This window comes from Pleomorphomonas sp. T1.2MG-36, assembly GCF_950100655.1.
In the GTDB taxonomy this organism is placed as follows: Bacteria; Pseudomonadota; Alphaproteobacteria; order Rhizobiales; family Pleomorphomonadaceae; genus Pleomorphomonas.
This window is the reverse complement of sequence record NZ_CATNLY010000001.1, coordinates 1098197-1115191: the sequence shown is the minus strand read 5'-3', so window position 1 is coordinate 1115191 and position 16995 is coordinate 1098197. Positions and strand designations below refer to the sequence as shown.

The window sequence follows — 16995 nt, the reverse complement described above, 5'->3', positions numbered from 1 at the left end:
GTTTGAAAGGGAGTTTCTGGTTTTCGTTTACCGGTCCTTCAAGGATTGAAGGTTAAATCGTCTTGTCGGCCGCCAATCAGGCCTTTTCTCGATGGAGAGAGGACATGACCATGACCTCCGATGGGATACCTTCAGGAATCAATACCTATTTCCTGGGAGCCTTTGCGACCAAGGCCGGCCGTACGCCGGTGGTCATCGCGGAGGACGCGGACAACGATGCCTGGCGGCTCGAACCCGGTCACTTCCTGGACACGGCAGGCGGTCTCGTGGCGGCGACGCCAGAGCTGGCATCCCTTGCCATCTCCTGGTCGCGCGGCTGAGCGCATGCGGAGATATTCGACCGGCCGCGATTCCAAGCCCGATTTCCGGGCTTGTGGCGCCCACAGATATCACGGCGTTGGCGAGGAGCGGCTTTCACCGCCAACGCCCTGGCTTTCCTCAGGACGGAGATCGACGCGACAGTTTTGCTGGATCTGCTCGGAGCCTTTGACTCCGAGCTCTCGCAGACAAGGTCGCCTGCCGATGCCCGGCTCGTTTCAAGCCGAGCTGTCGGGCGTCTAAAGCCCCCTGATCCTTTCCAGCCAGGCGTCCTCGTCGATCACCTCGATGCCGAGTTCGGACGCTTTGGCGAGCTTCGAACCGGCGCCGGGGCCGGCAACCACCAGATCGGTCTTCTTCGACACCGAGCCGGCCACCTTGGCGCCCAGACGCTCGGCGGTGGCCTTCGCTTCATCACGCGTCATCTTCTCCAGCGAGCCAGTGAACACCACCGTCTTGCCGGCCACCGGGCTGTTGGTGGTCACCGGTGCTTCGGCGTCGAGCGGCGTGATCTCGTTGAGCAGGGCGTCGATGGCGACGCGGTTGTGATCCTCGCCAAAGAAATCGGTCAGCGCCTCGACCACCACGGCTCCGACGCCGTCGATGGCGTCGAGCTCGGCCAGCGTCTCCGGATCGCGGTCGGCGGCCTTCTTCATGGCGTCGTAGAAGTGCTCCCACGAGCCGTAGGCGCGGGCGAGCAGCTTGGCATTGCCCTCGCCGATGTGGCGGATGCCCAGGCCGAAGATGAGGCGGTGCAGGTCGATCCGCCGCCGCGCCTCGATGCTCTCGAACAGATTGCGCACCGATGTCGCGCCGAAGCCGGGGAAGTTGGACAGGCGATTGAGACCGGTGGCTTCGCGCCGGGCGAGGGTGAAGATGTCGACCGGCGTGCGGATCGACAGGTGCTCGTCCTCCAGCGCGTGGAAGAACTCGATCTGCTTGTCGCCGAGGCCTTCGATGTCGAAGGCCTGACGCGCGACGAAGTGCTTCAGGCTTTCCACCTGCTGGGCCGGACAGATCAGGCCGCCGGTGCAGCGGCGCACGGCGTCGGTCTTGCCGGTCTTCTCGTTGGTGTCGCGCACGGCATGGCTGCCGCAGCGCGGGCAGAGGGTGGGGAAGGCGTAGGGCACCGCATCGGCCGGGCGCTTGTCGATCAGCACGTCGACCACCTGCGGGATGACGTCGCCGGCCCGCTGGATCACCACCGTGTCGCCGACGCGGATGTCGCGACCGTCGCGCAGCGGCAGGCCATCCTGGCCGATGCCCTTGATGTAGTCCTCGTTGTGCAGGGTGGCGTTGGAGACGACGACGCCGCCCACAGTCACCGGTTCCAGCTTGGCGACCGGCGTCAGCGCGCCGGTGCGGCCGACCTGGATCTCGATGGCCTTGACGGTGGTGGAGGCACGCTCGGCCGGGAACTTATGGGCAGTGGCCCAGCGCGGCGAGCGCGAGCGGAAGCCGAGGCGTTCCTGCAGCGCGAGGCTGTCGACCTTGTAGACGACGCCGTCGATGTCGTAGCCGAGATCGGCGCGCTGGCTCTCGATCAGCCGGTAGTGGGCGATAAGCTCCTCTTCCGAATGGCAGCGCGCCATCAAGGGATTGACCTTGAAGCCCCATTCTTCGAAGCGCTTCACCGTGTCGTATTGCGTCCGGGCCAGCGGCTCGGACAGGTCGCCCCAGGCATAGGCGAAGAAGCTGAGCGGCCGGCCGGCCGTCACCTTCGGGTCGAGCTGGCGCAGCGAGCCGGCGGCGGCGTTGCGCGGGTTGGCGAACAGGCGGCCGCTCTCGTTCATCATCCGCTCGTTGAGGGCGGCGAAGTCGGCCTTCTTCATGTAGACCTCGCCGCGCACCTCGACGACGTCGGGCGCGCCGGCCGGCAGTTCGTCGGGAATCTCGGCAATGGTGCGGACGTTGGCGGTGACGTTCTCGCCGGTGGTGCCGTCGCCGCGCGTCGCCGCCGTGACGAGGCGACGATCGACGTAGCGCAGCGACATGGAGAGCCCGTCGATCTTCGGCTCGGCGGTGAAGACGGGCGTTTCGCTGGCGCCAAGGAAGCTCTTCACCTGCTTGACGAAATCACGGAGGTCGGCCTCGCTGAACAGGTTGTCGAGCGACAGCATCGGCCTGACGTGGCGAACCTCGGAGAAGACCTCCGAGACCGGGGCGCCGACCTTGAGCGACGGCGAATCGGAGCGGACGAGTTCGGGAAAGCGCGCCTCGATTTCGCGGTTGCGGCCGCGCAGCGCGTCATAGGCGGCGTCGGAAATCTCCGGCGCGTCCTTGGCATGATAGAGCTCGTCGTGGTGGGCGATCTCGGCGGACAGGCGCTGGAGTTCGGCGGCGGCCTCGTCCTGGGTGAGGTCTTCGACGGGAATGGAATTGGTTTCGGCCGACATCGCGCGTCTCTCGTGGGGACTCTTCTCGGCTCCGGTTAAAGCCGAATACCCGGGCGGGGCGCAAGTTCTCTCAGAGGCCCGCGACAGCCGTCGTCATCATCAGCGTGCCGGCGAAGGCGGCAAGCACGGCGGCGGTGGCCCGGTTGAGGGTGCCGGCGCCGACGCGATGGCGCCCGAATCGGCCGATGGCGAGGCCGGCAAGGCCCCAGGCCACCGTCGCCAGGGCGATGGCCGCGGCCGTTCCGGCGAGCAGAGCCGGAGACGGCAGCCCGGGCGGCAGGATGGCGAAGGCAAGCACCAGCGCCTTCGGATTGATGAGGGTGATCAGGAACAGCCGGCGCGTCGGCAGGGCCGCTCCGGCGGCGGGGTCGGCGCGCCAGAGCTTGATCGCCGACACCAGAAGCGCCGCCGAGGCCAGGAGTTTCAGGATGGGAGCGGCGGTGGGCAGGACTTCGGCGAGCGTGCCGGCGCCCAGGCCGAGCAGCGTCAGCGCCAGCCCGTAAGCCGCGAGAACCGCGGCCAGCGCGCCCAGCAGCCGGACGGCGCCGCCCGTCGCGGTCGCGGCGGCGACCAGCGCGTTGGTCGGTCCCGGCAGGAGCAGCAGCAGGAGGGCGGCGGACAGCGTTGCGGCAAGCGTCATGACGGCTCACGGGAGTGAAAAAGGTCACTCCGATTACCATATTTGGGCGACGCCGACAGCCGAGACGAACCCGCGCCGAATGGTGAACTATGTCTTAATCCTCGTTTCCCAGCGGCGTTCCGATTTGCTAAGTCTTTGGGAGAGGGCGCCGGTGCCGTGGTGCGAACCTTGCAAGGCGGCACGATGACGGGGCGGGGCGGCGCGTGGCCGAAGATGAGCCGCGCCGACGCCCACAAGGTGGGTATACGGGAGCCAAGACGCTGAATTCGTTGTATTTCGGTATCGGATTCACGGTCATTCTGGCGCTCCTCGTGGCGCTGGTCGGGCCGTTGTTTGTCGATTGGACGGCCTATCGGGCCGCTTTCGAAACGGAGGCGGCGCACGTTCTGGGACACAAGGTGTCCGTTCGCGGGACGGCCGACGCCAGCCTGTTGCCCTATCCCTCGCTGTCCTTCTCCGACGTGGTGATCGGCGACGACCCCAACGCGCCGCTGATGACCGTCGGCCGCTTCAACATGGAGATCGAGCTTTTCCCGCTGCTGTCGGGCGAAATCCACGTCACCGAGATGCAGGTGGTGCAGCCCGAGCTCAACGTCCGCATCGACGACAACGGCGCCTTCGAATGGATGGCCGCCGAGGGCGGCATCGGCATCAATCCCAGCCGGGTGATGCTGTCGGGCGTCGACATCGAGGACGGCCGTATCGTCATTGCCGATGCGCGGCACAGCCTGCCCGTGGTGGTGGATGGCATCAAGGCCCGCCTCGATGCGCCGGCTCTGGCCGGCCCCTACAAGGTGGAAGGCACGGCACGGGCCGGCGGCGACACCTTCTCCATCAAGGCGGCCACCGGCGCCGCCGACGGCAGCGGCGCCTTCGCGCTCAAGGCCAACGTGCGCTCGGCGGCCCACCCGGTGGCGGCCAGCTTCGACGGTCAGCTCAAGTTCGCCAACCATCGGCCGACCTGGGCGGGCAAGGCGACGCTCGACCGGGTGATCGCCAAGGAAGACAAGGCGACTTTGCCCTGGTCGCTCAGCGCCGATCTCGACGTGTCCAACCGGGCGGTGCTCGCCAAGGCGCTGGATTTCCGCTACGGCGCCGAGGAGCGACCGTTCACCATTTCCGGCGCGGCGACGCTGGACCTCGCGGCGGTGCCGAGCTTCGAGGCGGTGCTGTCGGCCCGCCAGATCGACCTCGACCGCACGCTGGGCGCGGGGCCGGACAAGCCGGTTTCCCTCGATGGTGCGCTCGCCGCTTTCGGCGCCGCCATCGCCGGCCTGCCGGTGCCGAGCGTGCCGGGCCGCATCGGCTTCGACATTCCCGGCGTGGTGGTGGGCGGCAGCATCATTTCCGATCTGCGGGCCGACCTCGTGACCGCCGCGTCCGGCTGGACCATCGACACGCTGGAAGCGACGCTGCCGGGCAAGTCGTCGCTCACCGCGCGCGGCCAGCTCGCCACCTCGCCGACCATCGGCTTCGACGGCGAGGTGACGCTCGCCTCCGAACAGCCGGCGACGCTGGTCGCCTGGTGGGCGCCCAACCGGCCGAAGGTCGGCCTCGATCCCTTCCGCTTCTCGGCCAAGGTGGCCGCCTCGATGGATGGGCTACGGCTCGATGAGGTCGACGCCCGCCTTGACGAGGGCCGGATCAGTGGCTCGCTCGATTTCTCGCCCGGCGTCGCCGGCCGCAAGCCAAGGCTGACGCTGTCGCTCGACGCCGACCAGTTGAGGCTCAGCGACGTGCAGACGGTGGCCGGCCTCGCAACCGGCCAGGGCGCCGGTGCCGACGTGGTGGTCAAGGCCGCCGTGGGGGCGCTGATCGCCGGCGACACCCGCGCCGAGGGCTTCGACGTGTCGGCCTCGCTGGTCGACGCCACGCTGGACGTCGACCGCCTGTTCGTCCGCTCGTTATCCGGCGCCCGCGTCACGGCGGCCGGAACCATCCGCGACGTGACGACCACGCCCGACGGTTCGATCCAGATGCGCGTCTCGGCCGAGAAGCTGGACGGCATCGCCGATCTTGTCCGCGCTCTCGCGCCCAATGCGCCCGTGGTCGGCTTCCTGCGCGACGCCGCGCCCCACCTTGGGCCGGCAAGCATCGAGGGCACGGTGCTGGCCAAGGCGTCCGGCGATGGGACCGACGTCAGGGTGGAACTGAACGGCTCGGCGGCCGCCACCGACATACGTGGCGAACTGGCCTTCAAGGGGCGCGTCGATGCCTGGGACGCCGCCGACATGTCCTCGGACATCAGCGTGACCGGCCCCGACGGCGCCGAGCTGATGCGCCAGTTCGGTCTTGAGGTGCCGGATGTTGGCCAGACGGGCGCCGGCAGCCTGACGCTGTCGGCCATGGGCAAGTCGAAGGACGGGCTCGCGGTGGTGGTGCGCGGCGCCATGGGGCCCACCGAGGTGATGCTCAACGGCTCGGCGACGCTCGTGCGGGGCGCTGCGCCGAGCGCCGAGCTCGACCTCGACCTGAAGTCGCCGGACGTCGGCTCTCTCCTGGTGCTGTCGGGCAACGTCGTCCAGGGCGTGATGGGATCGACGCCGGCCGATGTCGCCGCCCACCTGTCGATCGGCAACCGCAAGGTTCGGGTCAACCGCATCGAGGGCAAGCTTGCCGAGGTGCCGACCGTCGGCGACATCGACATCGACTTTGCGCCCGCCGTGCCGAAGGTGACGGGCAATCTTTCCTTTGACGAAGGCTCGCTTGCCGGCCTCGGCGAGGCCGTCCTCGGGCCGGCCTCCTTCGACTTCCCGATCGTCCAGAGCCGCAATCCCTGGCCGGAGGCGCCATTCGGTTCGGCATTGATCGACGGCTTCGACACCGATCTCGCCCTCAAGTTCGGCCGGCTCGATATCGAGGGTGGCCCGGCCGCCAAGAGCGTGTCGCTGTCCTTGTCCAGCAATGCATCCGGCACGGGGCTCGACGGCATCGAGGCGACGCTGGCCGGCGGCAAGCTCTCCGGCGATCTGATGATCAAGCGCGATCTCGACGGCACGGCGGGCATATCCGGCACGCTGCGCCTCGACGGCGCGGCGGCGGATGAACTCGCCTGGAGGCGCGACGAGCGGCCGCTGGTCACCGGCGCACTGGGCGTCGACGTGCAGATCAACGCCACTGGACGGACGCTGGCCGGCTGGATGTCGTCGCTGACGGGCGGTGGCAGCTTCTCGCTCAGGGACGGCCGGCTCGCCCACATGACGACGCGGGCGTTCGATCAGGTGATCCGGCTGGCGGATGCCGGCAAGGACCTCAGCGAAGATCGCATCCGGCAGGCCTTCACCGACAATGTCGACATGGGCGATCTCGCCTTCGAACGGCTCGACGCCGCCTTCACGCTGGCCGGCGGCACGCTGAGGGCGCCCAACATCGTGGTGACGACGAAGGACGGCGCCAGCTCCGGCTCGGCGACGGTGGACCTCGCCCGCCTCAGCGTCGACAGCGAATGGCGCCTGTCCCACAATGCCGGCGACGCAGCGGTCGGCGGCGGCGTGCCGCAGGTTTCCGTGCTGTTCAAGGGGCCGCTCGGCGGTCCATCCCGCCGCGTCGACGTCACCGCCTTCGCGTCCTATCTCGGCATTCGCGCCCTCGAGAAGGAGACGCAGCGCGTGCTGACGATGCAGGCCGACATTCTCGAACGCGAGCTTCTGTCGCGACAGGTGTTGCGCGATCGCGAGGCGCTCGACCGTCGCAACCGGCTGATGCTGGAAGCGCGCGAGCGCGCCGCGGCGGCCGCGCTGGCCGAGAAGACCAAGGCGGCGGCGCTCCTGGCCGCCCAAAAGGCGAGGGCGGACAAGGCGGGCGGCGACCCGCTCGACGCCATCGGCAAGATGTTGGAGAATACCGCGCCGGCGGCCCCCGGCACCAAGCTCAAGGAGCTGCCGAAGTCCGACGTCGGTCTGCCGCCGGGCGGTGTGACGGAGACTGCCCCATGAGCCCATCGTCCCCTCGTCTCGGCCGCCACGCCCGGCGCCCCAAGCCGACCACGCGTGCCGCCACGCCCGACGACATCGAGGTGATCGCCGGCTTCATCCGGTCGCTGGCCGCCTACGAGAACCTGTCGGAAAAGATGGTGGCGACGCCGGAGGACTATGCGGCCGCCTTCTTCGGCGACGATCCGCGCGTGTTCTGCGAGCTCGGTTTCATCGGCGACAAGCCGGCCGGCATCGCCGTGTGGTTCTATTCCTTCTCGACCTTCCTCGGCCGTCACGGGCTCTACCTCGAAGACATCTTCGTCGATCCGGCGGCGCGCGGGCAGGGCGTCGGCAAGGCGCTGCTGGCCCGGCTGGCCCGGCGCTGCGTCGACGAGGGGCTCGGCCGCTTCGAGTGGACGGTGCTCGACTGGAACAAGTCGGCCATCGACTTCTACGCGGCGATGGGCGCGCCCCTCAACGATGCCTGGGTACCCGTGCGCATGACGGGCGAGGCCATTGAGAAGCTGGCGAGGGAATGCCCGTGACCCGGCCGCTTCTCGATATCGTCGTCGCCATGGCGGAGAACGGCGTCATCGGTCGCGATGGCGGCATGCCCTGGCATCTGTCGAGCGATCTCAAGTATTTCAAGGCGCTGACGCTCGGCCGCCCGATGGTGATGGGGCGCAAGACCTTCGAATCCATCGGCAAACCTTTGCCCGGACGCCAGACCTTCGTGGTGACGCGCGATCCGGGATTTGCGCCCGACGGCGTCACCGTGCTCTCCGACCTCGACGCGGCGCTTGAGGCGGCGTCCGCGAGCGCCGGGGCGAAGGGCGTGCCGTCCTTCGTGGTGGCCGGCGGCGGCGCTCTCTACGCGGCGACGATCGGGCGCGCCGATCGGTTGTTCATCACCCGCATCGCCGCCTCGCCGGAGGGCGACACCCGCTTTCCGGCGGTCGATCCGGCGCTCTGGCAACTGGCCGCCAGCGAGCCTATGGTCCGTGGCGAGCGCGACAGCGCCGACGCCACCTTCGAGACCTGGGTCCGGCGCCGCTGACGCCGTCGAAAGAATCAGCTCACGAACGGTTGATCGGCGACGCCTCGCACCCCAAATGGCGTTTGATCTGTATGCGCATTGATGACAGGGGGCTCGCCTCCTATGATCGCGCCAGACCAAGCCGGAGCGTTTCCCGGTCGGCGGCCTTGGCAGGCCGGCGGGGAGCGCTCCAGATTTTTGCATTCGGAGGAAGGGACCCATATGCCCTGGAGCAATCAGAGTGGTGGCGGCGGCTGGAAAGGCGGCGGCAATGGACCGTGGGGGCAGCCGCCCCGGGGGCCGCAGGGCGGCGGGGGCAACGAGCCTCCCGACCTTGAGGAACTGCTCCGACGCGGACAGGACAAGATTCGTCGGCTTCTTCCCGGCGGCGGTGGCGGACGGCCCGGACAGGGCGAGCCCACCGGCATGCTGACGGCCTTGCCGCTGATCGCGGTGGCCGCCGTCGGCTTCTGGCTCTATCAGAGCATCTACGTCGTCCAGCCGGATCAGGTCGGCGTCGAGCTGCTGTTCGGCAAGGTCAAGCCGGAACTGAACGAGCCGGGCATTCATTTCGCCTTCTGGCCGATCGAACAGGTCGAAACGCCGGCGCTGCTCAAGGAAAACCAGGAAGTGCTCGGTGGCGTCGCCGCCGGTGGCGCCGATTCCATCATGCTGTCGGGCGATCAGAATCTCGTCAGCGTCGAGTTCTCGGTGCTCTGGCGCATCGCCGACCCCGTCAAGTATCTGTTCCGCGTCGCCGACCAGCCGGACATCGTCCGCAAGGTGTCGGAATCGGTGATGCGCGAAGTGGTCGGCCGCACCCGCGCCGACGAGTTCCGCACCACCGGCCGCGAAGTGGCCCAGACGGCGGTGCGCGAGCGCATCCAGCAGACGCTCGATTCCTACGATGCCGGTGTGTCGATCACCGCCGTCAACGTCACCCGCGCCGATCCGCCGCTCGAGGTGCAGGACGCCTTCGGCGAAGTGCAGCGCGCCCAGCAGGACCAGGACAAGTTCAAGCAGGACGCCCAGGCCTATGCCAACAAGCGGCTCGGCGAGGCGCGCGGCGAGGCTTCGCAGATCCGCGAGGCGGCGCTCGGCTATCGCGATCAGGTGATCGCGGAGGCGACCGGTGGCGCCCAGCGCTTTACCTCGGTCTACGAGCAGTATGTCAAGGCGCCCGAGATCACCCGCGAGCGCATCTATCTTGAGACCATGGAAGGTGTGTTCTCCAAGACCAACAAGGTGATCCTGGACAGCGGAGCCACGCAGGGCGTGCTGCCCTACCTGCCGCTGCCCGAAGTCGGGCGTCCGACGACCCCCTTGAGCACGGGAGCCGCCCAGTGATGCGCACGATCGCCTTGCCCTTCGTCCTGATCGCTCTCGCGGTCATCGCGCTGGTCGTCTACTCGTCGACGTTCATCGTCACCGAGCGCGATCAGGCCATCCAACTGCGCTTTGGCGAGATCCAGCGCGTCATCACCGAGCCCGGCATCTACTTCAAGCTGCCGACCAACACGGTCGATAGCGTGCAGATCGTCGACAGGCGTCTCAACACCATCGAGATTGACAACAACGTCGTCCAGGTTCGCGACAGCCGCCAGTATGTGGTGGACGCCTTCGCGGCCTATCGCATCGTCAACGTCCGCGCCTTCCGCGAGAGCGTCACCGGCAACATGGCTCTGGCCGAAACGCGTCTTCGCACCCGCCTAGATTCGGCACTGCGCCGCGTCTACGGCACGCGCTCGTTCGGCGACGCGCTGTCCGAGGAGCGGTTGGCGATGATGAAGGAAGTCGCCGACTTCGTCCGTCCGGAAGCGGCCAACCTTGGCATCGAGATCGTCGAGCTCAGGATCCGCCGCACCGAACTGCCGAACAACGTCCTCGAGCAGACCTACGACCGCATGCGGTCGGAACGTCTGGCCGAAGCCGCCGAGCTTCGCGCCGAGGGTACGCAGGAAGCGGCGCGCATCCGTGCCGAGGCCGACCGTCAGGCGACCGTGCTTCTCGCCGAAGCCCGGCGCGACGCCGACATCCTGCACGGCGAGGGCGATGCCGAACGCAACCGCATCTTCGCGGAAGCCTATGGCGCCGACCGCAGCTTCTTCGAGTTCTACCGCTCGATGCAGGCCTACGCGTCGTCGCTGGCCAGCGGCACGACCATGCTGCTGAAGCCGGACTCGGACTTCTTCCGCTACTTCCGCGGACCGACCGGCGCGCTTCCGGGTGCTTCGGCACCGTCAGCTCAGGCCCAACCTTGAACGACTTCCTGGTTGCCGTCGGCCTGATGGTCGTCCTTGAGGGGCTGCTGTACGCGGCAGCCCCTTCCTTGATGCGCAAGGGTCTCCGCCAGCTGCTGGAAGCCTCCGACTTCTGGCTCCGAACCGGGGGCGTCGCCGCCATGGCGGTGGGCGTCGCCGTCGTCTGGGCCGTGCGTGGCGGTTGATGGCCCCTCCGTGGATCACGGGTGGGGTTTGTCTCCATCCGTGAAACGGATTATGACTTCGCCAAATGCGTAGAGCGCGGTCGCGGATCGCGCTGCTCCGGAACAGAGGCCTCCCGGCCCTTGTTTCCGGTTTTGTTTTCTAGCGTCCAGGCGCTCCGGAAGACCTGGGACTTCGCGGGCGGACGCTCCAGGGGAGGAAGACCGGCTATGGTCTCATGGAACAGGACAGTGCCGGACGTCGGGCGGCGGCGCGGATCGGGGCTCGCGGCGCTGACGCTGGCGGCGGCGCTCGCCCTTGGCGGCGTGGCGCCGGTAGCCGCCGAGCAGGGGCCGGACTCGGTTGCCGACCTCGCCGAGAAGCTGATCGGCGCCGTGGTCAACATTTCCACCACCCAGACGGTGGCCGAAACGCGGCAGGTGCCGCTGCCGAAGGTGCCGGAAGGCTCGCCATTCCAGGACTTCTTCGACGAGTTCTTCGACAAGAACGGCGGCAAGGGCGGCGACCAGGGAGGCGACCAGGGCGATGGCGCCGACAACGGCGAGGGCGGCGGCTCCGATGAGGGCGGCGATCCGCGCAAGGTGCAGTCGCTCGGCTCGGGCTTCGTGGTCGATGCCTCGGGCATCATCATCACCAACAACCACGTCATCGAGGACGCCGACGAGATCGTCGCCAACTTCTCCGATGGCAGCAAGCTGAAGGCCGAACTGGTCGGCCGCGACGCCAAGACCGACCTCGCGGTGCTGCGCGTCAAGCCCGACAAGCCGCTCACCGCCGTCAAGTTCGGCGACAGCGAGCACATGCGCGTCGGCGATTGGGTGATGGCGATCGGCAACCCGTTCGGCCTCGGCGGCACGGTGACCACGGGCATCATCTCGGCCCGCAATCGCGACATCAACTCCGGCCCCTACGACAACTACATCCAGACCGACGCCGCCATCAATCGCGGCAACTCCGGCGGTCCGCTGTTCAACGAGAAGGGTGAGGTGATCGGCATCAACACCGCCATCATCTCGCCGTCGGGCGGCTCCATCGGCATCGGCTTCGCCATTCCCTCCGAGATCGCCATCGGCGTCGTCGACCAGTTGCGCGAGTTCGGCGAGACGCATCGCGGCTGGCTCGGCGTCAACATCCAGGAAGTGACCGACGACCTCGCCGAGAGCCTCGGCATCGCCAGCCCGCAGGGCGCGCTGGTGGCCGGCGTCACCGAGGGCGGACCGGCGGCGGTGGCCAAGGTCGAGCCGGGCGATGTCATCGTCGCCTTCGACGGCCACCCCATCAAGACCATGCGCGAGCTGCCGCGCCTCGTCGCCAACACGGCGGTGGGCAAGGAAGTGTCGATCACGCTGATCCGCAAGGGCAAGGAGCTTACGCTTCCCGTCACGCTCGGTCGCCTCGAGGAGGGCGAGAAGGTGGCCGAGGCGAAGGGCGAGGAGCCCGCCGCTCCGCCACCCAAGGACGAGACGAAGATTCTCGGCCTGACGCTCGGCGCGCTCGATGACAGTGCCCGCGAGAAATACAAGCTCAACGCCGAGGTCCGTGGCGTTGTGATCTCCGCCGTCGACCCGGCGAGCGCGGCGGCAGAAAAGGGCATCGCGGCCGGCGACCTCATCGTCGAGGTGGCGCAGGAAGAGGTGCAGTCGCCCGCCGACGTCGCCAAGACCGTCGAGAAGCAGAAGACGATGGGCCGCAAGTCGGTGCTGCTGCTCGTCTCCAATGCCGGCGGCGACCTGCGCTTCGTCGCGGTGAAGATGGACTGACGCGGGCCACCGGTCCGAACAAGATGACGGCCGGTTCCCGTGGGGACCGGCCGTTTTCATTGGATGGACAGGATCGGTTGAGCCGGCCGCCTTTAGTCGGCCGGGTGGCGGATCAGCGCGATGTCGATGTTGCGTTCGGGGTAGAAGTCGCTGGCCGTCAGCTCGAAGGTGGTCGGGCCGGTCTTCTTGACGCCGTCGCCGCAGAAGGACACCAGCGTGTCGGCGTCGCCCTTGTCGACCGTCAGATGGAAGCGGCCGATGGTTCCGCCCCAGTTGGCACCGGTGGTGAGCACGTAGGAAATCCAGCTTTCCTGGAGATAGGACTGCTGGGCCTCGGCGGCGTCCATGCGCTTGCCGACCGCTCTCAGAAAATCGTCGTCGAAGCAGAAGCGCTGCTTTTCCCGCTCGAAGCTTTCGCCGGAGAACGGATCGTTGTCGTCGGGACCGACGAAGCCGAGGCCGGCGGTGGCGCCGACGCTGGGCGTGTAGCGGTGGGCGACCTTGAGGTCGCGACCGGCCGGGAAGGTGGTGCGCCACCAGTAGGTGGTCTTGAGCCGCCAGACCGGCACGTATTCTGTCTTCCAGCCGCTGCCGTCGTCATACTCCATGGCGATGACGATGCCGCGCTCGATCCAGTCGGCGAGCATTTCCTTCGGCAGGGTCGAAAGAACGTCGCCGGTCGCCGCGCCGAAGGGCAACAGGGGAACGCCGTGTTCCTTCAGGAGATCGGTGATGTCGACATCGACGGCAAACGCGTGGCGGTCGATCTCCGGCTTGACCGGCTTGCCGTCGACCGTCACCGAGAAGTTCATGAAGTTGTCGGACTCGGGGTTGGGTACCGAGACCATGAAGTCGCCGCTGCCTTCGATATCCGGCATGGGGAAGGCAACCACGGTCGTCCGGTCCTTGTCGCCGTCGTTGTGGAAGACGTAGTCGACGCGCACTTCCTTCGGCGAGATGAAGAGATCCTCGCTCTGCATCTGGACGTTGTCGGCGTAGACGAAGGTGAGTCCGCCTGCGGCCAGCTCCGCCATGGTGTCGTTGGCGTGAGCCATGACCGGTACCGCCGCGAAGGCGGCGGCCAGTCCGAAAGCGGACAGTCTCTTCATACGGCGACCTCGGCCTTGATGTGCGGATGCGGATCATAGCCGTCGATGGCGACGTGCTCGAATCGGAAATCGCGAACGTCGGTTATCCCTTCGGCGAGTTTCAGCCGGGGCAGGGGGCGCGGCGAGCGGGTGAGCTGCAGCCGGGCCTGGTCGAGATGGTTGCGATAGAGGTGGGCGTCGCCGAGCGTATGCACGAACTCGCCGGGCTTGAGGCCGGTCGCCTCGGCCATCATCGCCGTGAGCAGCGCGTAGGACGCGATGTTGAAGGGCACGCCCAGGAAGACGTCGGCCGAACGCTGGTACATCTGGCAGGAAAGACGGCCGTTGGCGACGTAGAACTGGATCAGGAGGTGGCAGGGCGGCAGCGCCATCTTCGGCACGTCGGCCGGGTTCCAGGCGGTGACGATCATCCGGCGCGAGTCGGGGTTGCGACGGATGGTCTCCTGAACCTCGGCGATCTGGTCGATGGTGCCGCCGTCCGGCTTCGGCCAGGAGCGCCACTGGTGGCCGTAGACCGGGCCGAGGTTGCCGTTCTCATCGGCCCACTCGTTCCAGATGGAGACGCCGTTGTCCTTCAGGTACCGGATGTTGGTGTCGCCCTGCAGGAACCAGATCAGCTCGTGGACGATCGATTTGATGTGCAGCTTCTTGGTGGTCAGAAGCGGGAACCCCTCGGCGAGGTCGAAGCGCATCTGATGGCCGAAGACCGACAGCGTGCCGGTGCCGGTGCGGTCCTCCTTGGCAGTGCCGGTGTCGAGGATGAGCTTCAGGAGGTCGAGATACTGCTGCATGACGGTCCGCTGCGATTGCGTGGGGCAGGAGAGACTAACCGGAGTCGCGTGCCGAGTCAGCCGTCGGTGGGGGAAGGGCGAAGTTGCGGGCGAGGGCGTGGTAGACGCCCTCCGGCGCGATCAGGCTGGAGACCTTGCCGGCGATCAGTGCCACCAGCATCAGCGGCAGCAGCATGGAGTGGTTGAGCGTCATCTCCTGGACGATCACGACCGAGGTCAGGGGGGCCTGAACCACGCCGGCCAGATAGGCGCACATGCCCAGGAGCGCGATGGCCTGAACGGCATCGACGTTCAGAAAGTGGGCGACGTCGAGGCCGAGGCCGGCGCCGATGGACAACGACGGCGAGAAGATGCCGCCGGGAATGCCCGACAGGGTCGAGGCCAGCGTGGCGAGGAGCTTGGCCGGGCCGTACCAGAGGCCAACGTCGGCCGGCGTCTCGTGGATGGCGGCGCGTGCCGCCTCGTAGCCTGTGCCGCTAACGTCGCTGCCCGAGACGAGGCCGAGCAGGGCGACCAGCAGACCCAGGAGGGCGGCGGTGACGATCGGCCGCCGACGGATGAAGGCGCCCGGTCTGCCGGGAAGGCCGTGCGACCAGGCGACGTTGAGGCGGTTGAACAGGCCGCCGAGCGCGCCGCCCACCACCGCCACGATGGGGACGGCGATCCAGGCGATGCCCTGTGACAGCGTCACGTAGGACGAGCCGAAATAGGTGTAGTCGCCGAGCAGCGCCTGGGCCGTCAGGCCGGCGAGCATCACCGTCATGATGACGATGCCGCTCGCCTTGCTGTCGAAGGAGCGGCTGAGCTCCTCGATGGCGAAGACGATGCCGGCCAGCGGCGTGTTGAAGGCGGCGGCGACACCAGCGGCGCCACCGGCGAGCAGCAGCGACGAGCGGCGGATGGAGGCGACGCGGCCGGCCGCCTGCATGATGGCGGCGCCGACCTGCACCGTCGGACCTTCGCGGCCGAGCGAGCCGCCGGCCAGGAGGCCGAGCAGCATCAGCAAGATCTTGCCGCCGGCGATCCTGAGCGAGACGAGGTGCCCCGACGGCTCGGTGGAGGGCAGCTTGCGGGCGGCGATCACCTGCGGAATGCCGCTGCCCTGCGAACCGGGGAACAGGCGGCGGGCCAGAAAGCAGGAGAGTGCGAAACCGGCTGGCGTCACGATAAGGGGCAGCCAGGGCCATGCCGAGACGCCGGCCCGGAAGCCGTGCTGGGCGAGGTCGGCTGCGCGGGCCATCAGAACGGCGGCGACGCCGACGCCGATGCCGCCGGCCAGGAACAGGACCTGACGGCGGAGGCGCGACGCCTCGACGCGGGAATAGCGGGCGTAGACTTTCGGCCGATGCAGGCGTGGCATGGGAACTCGCCGGTTCTGTGCGTTTCAGCGCTTCTATCGGACTTGGGCCGCTACCCGGTCAAGGCGGCGCGGCGCATGGCCGCGTCCCAGGGTGGGGACGGATCGTTTGCGGCCTCTTCACAGGCGGGCCTCCAGCCCCTATATGTCTTCCTGCCGGAGCAATCCGGCTATGGTGATAAACGGACTGCGCAATAAACCATTCGGACCCGGGGGCGGTACCCGGCGCCTCCACCCAAGGCCTTGCAAAGCCAATCGGCGCAAGGCCTTCGGCGGGGGCGAAATAGGATCGACGGGGGCGTAAAGGCGGCTCTTTCACTCGGCATTGTACCACCGTTATCGGGCTAAACCTATAGTTGCGAATGACAACTATGCTCCGGTGGCCGTCGCCGCGTAATGCGGTGCCCAAACTGGGAATCAAGCCCTAGGGGGTTGCACCTTTAGGCGGGGTTCGGAGGCACCTGGCAACAGAAGCCTCCACTCAATCCCTTATCGATCAGTACTTTGTGTCGCGTGCTTTCGGCCATGGGCCGCGAAGCCGTTTACACTGTTGCGCCGGATGCTCTAAACTATGGGCACGACGGCCAATCGGCTGTCTCGCGATTTCCTCAAGGCGGAGCCTCAATGCCCAAGGACATGATCCGTTACGACGTTCTGGCTCAGGAAGCCTTCCGTGGCCTTGTGAAGAAGGTGCTGGCGGAAGTGGCTCACGCCGGCCTGCCGGGCGAGCATCATTTCTACATCATCTTCGATACCCGGGCCCCGGGCGTGCGCATTTCCGCCCGCCTGAAGGAGCGCTATCCGGACGAGATGACCATCGTCATCCAGCACCAGTACTGGGAGCTGGTGGTCAACGAGACCAGCTTCGAGATCGGCCTTTCCTTCTCCGGCGTGCCGGAAAAGCTGGTGGTACCGTTTGCCTCGGTGCGTGGCTTCTTCGACCCGTCGGTGGAATTCGCCGTGCAGTTCCCGCTGGTCGACGAGAGCGGCAATGCCGCCGACATGCCCGAGGAGGGCCCGCTCAAGGCGATCGGTCCGGCCAGCGGCGAGCCCAAGGTCGCGTCGCGTCCGCCCAGGGGGCAGGCCGCCAAGGAGCCTGCCGCCAAGCCGGCAAAGCCCGCCGCCAAGGCAGCCGAGGAGCCGAAGCCCGCCGAGGAGGCGAGCGAGGAGCACACGAGCGGACCGACGGTGGTTTCGCTCGACGCCTTCCGCAAGAAGCCCTGATCGGCG

General features: G+C 67.7%; 14 protein-coding genes and 1 other RNA gene. 10 read left to right on the top strand and 5 right to left on the bottom strand.

From position 1 onward, the window contains the following. Positions 1-104: 104 nt before the first annotated feature. A complete protein-coding gene (locus QQZ18_RS05225) occupies positions 105-320 on the top strand; it encodes a hypothetical protein (RefSeq protein ID WP_284538572.1) in 216 nt (71 codons plus the stop codon). A gap of 237 nt (positions 321-557) precedes the next feature. Here the strand turns inward: QQZ18_RS05225 and ligA are convergent, their stop codons facing one another. Both ligA and QQZ18_RS05215 read right to left on the bottom strand, forming a co-directional pair. Next, entirely contained in the window at positions 558-2714 is a 2157-nt protein-coding gene (gene ligA, locus QQZ18_RS05220; protein ID WP_284538570.1) for an NAD-dependent DNA ligase LigA, read from the bottom strand. A 70-nt stretch (positions 2715-2784) separates the two neighbouring features. After that, on the bottom strand, positions 2785-3354 hold the full coding sequence (locus tag QQZ18_RS05215; protein ID WP_284538567.1) for a hypothetical protein: 570 nt from the start codon (positions 3352-3354) through the stop codon (positions 2785-2787). 269 nt (positions 3355-3623) lie between these two features. Between QQZ18_RS05215 and QQZ18_RS05210 the strand changes: the two genes are divergently transcribed. The 7 genes from QQZ18_RS05210 (at position 3624) to QQZ18_RS05180 (ending at position 12508) form a co-directional block, all read left to right on the top strand. Next, positions 3624-7289 carry an AsmA family protein gene (locus QQZ18_RS05210; RefSeq protein WP_284538565.1) on the top strand — a complete coding sequence of 1222 codons (3666 nt, stop codon included), beginning with the start codon at positions 3624-3626 and terminating at the stop codon, positions 7287-7289. Next, positions 7286-7813, top strand: coding sequence for a GNAT family N-acetyltransferase (locus tag QQZ18_RS05205; RefSeq protein ID WP_284538563.1), 528 nt, complete (start codon positions 7286-7288; stop codon positions 7811-7813). The genes QQZ18_RS05210 and QQZ18_RS05205 overlap by 4 nt, the downstream gene beginning before the upstream one ends. Then, the gene (locus QQZ18_RS05200; protein WP_284538561.1) at positions 7804-8325 is read left to right on the top strand and encodes a dihydrofolate reductase; all 522 of its coding nucleotides are present in this window, start codon (positions 7804-7806) and stop codon (positions 8323-8325) included. The genes QQZ18_RS05205 and QQZ18_RS05200 overlap by 10 nt, the downstream gene beginning before the upstream one ends. Before the next feature lie 201 nt (positions 8326-8526). Beyond that, positions 8527-9651, top strand: a complete 1125-nt coding sequence (hflK, locus tag QQZ18_RS05195) for an FtsH protease activity modulator HflK (RefSeq protein WP_284538560.1) — start codon at positions 8527-8529, stop codon at positions 9649-9651. After that, entirely contained in the window at positions 9651-10565 is a 915-nt protein-coding gene (gene hflC, locus QQZ18_RS05190; protein WP_284538558.1) for a protease modulator HflC, read from the top strand. The genes hflK and hflC overlap by 1 nt, the downstream gene beginning before the upstream one ends. After that, positions 10562-10750: a DUF2065 domain-containing protein gene (locus QQZ18_RS05185; protein WP_251730531.1), complete on the top strand. Its 189-nt coding sequence runs from the start codon at positions 10562-10564 to the stop codon at positions 10748-10750. The genes hflC and QQZ18_RS05185 overlap by 4 nt, the downstream gene beginning before the upstream one ends. 207 nt (positions 10751-10957) lie before the next feature. Beyond that, complete coding sequence (locus QQZ18_RS05180; RefSeq protein ID WP_284538553.1) at positions 10958-12508, top strand: DegQ family serine endoprotease; 1551 nt, start codon at positions 10958-10960, stop codon at positions 12506-12508. A 92-nt stretch (positions 12509-12600) separates the two neighbouring features. Here QQZ18_RS05180 and QQZ18_RS05175 read toward each other — a convergent pair whose 3' ends face one another. Genes QQZ18_RS05175 through QQZ18_RS05165 form a run of 3 tightly spaced genes read right to left on the bottom strand, consistent with a single transcriptional unit; the run spans position 12601 to position 15768 of the window. Continuing rightward, on the bottom strand, positions 12601-13617 hold the full coding sequence (locus tag QQZ18_RS05175) for a DUF4424 domain-containing protein (protein WP_284538552.1): 1017 nt from the start codon (positions 13615-13617) through the stop codon (positions 12601-12603). Next, complete coding sequence (locus tag QQZ18_RS05170; protein ID WP_284538549.1) at positions 13614-14408, bottom strand: thymidylate synthase; 795 nt, start codon at positions 14406-14408, stop codon at positions 13614-13616. Before QQZ18_RS05170 ends, QQZ18_RS05175 begins: the two co-directional genes overlap by 4 nt. A gap of 34 nt (positions 14409-14442) precedes the next feature. After that, positions 14443-15768, bottom strand: a complete 1326-nt coding sequence (locus QQZ18_RS05165) for a chloride channel protein (RefSeq protein WP_284538548.1) — start codon at positions 15766-15768, stop codon at positions 14443-14445. A gap of 112 nt (positions 15769-15880) precedes the next feature. Here QQZ18_RS05165 and ssrA point away from each other — a divergent pair. Both ssrA and QQZ18_RS05155 read left to right on the top strand, forming a co-directional pair. Then, positions 15881-16247, top strand: a transfer-messenger RNA (tmRNA) gene (gene ssrA, locus QQZ18_RS05160). 142 nt (positions 16248-16389) lie between these two features. Next, complete coding sequence (locus QQZ18_RS05155) at positions 16390-16989, top strand: SspB family protein (RefSeq protein ID WP_284538546.1); 600 nt, start codon at positions 16390-16392, stop codon at positions 16987-16989. Positions 16990-16995 lie beyond the last annotated feature (6 nt).